The sequence below is a fragment of the Halorubrum sp. Atlit-28R genome, assembly GCF_003665955.1.
GTDB lineage: Archaea > Halobacteriota > Halobacteria > Halobacteriales > Haloferacaceae > Halorubrum > Halorubrum tropicale.
The window spans coordinates 1-492 of the sequence record NZ_QPLS01000163.1 but is presented as its reverse complement, the minus strand read 5'-3'; the positions used below and the strand labels follow the sequence as shown (position 1 = coordinate 492).

Genomic DNA, 492 nt, shown 5'->3' with positions numbered 1-492 from the left:
GGATGTGGGAGTACTGTACCGTCACCAAGCGCCTGCTGGACCTCGAAAACGTAACGTACGAGGGGCAGACGCTCTCCGTCGACGACATCGAACTCGATCTCGTTCGCTCGGACGCACAGCCCCGTGACGTGCCCATCTACGTCGGCGCGACGGGCGAGACGATGCACAAGCTGACCGGCGAACTGGTCGGGAAAGGCATCGCCGGCGGCATCTTCATGAACTACCTTATCCCGCCCGAGCACAACCTGAAAGGCTTCGAAAAGCTGAAAGAGGGCGTCGAAAAGCAGGACGGGACGCTGGAAGGCGCCGACCGCCCGCAGCTCATCGCCGTCGCAATGGACGAGGACGCGGACGTGGCCATCGACCAGGCGCGCGGTCTCGCCACACAGTACATCGGCCAGCAGCCGCACATCAGGAAGGCGTCGGGCATCGATCCCGAACTGGCGGAGAAAGTTCAAGCCGAGATGGGCGGGTGGCCGGCCTCCGCCGAGG

General features: G+C 64.2%; 1 protein-coding gene. It reads left to right on the top strand.

Annotated features, from left to right (window positions below; genetic code table 11):
* Positions 1-492, top strand: a 492-nt coding sequence (locus DVK06_RS17340) for an LLM class flavin-dependent oxidoreductase (protein ID WP_121601147.1), incomplete at both ends; no start/stop codon positions are given.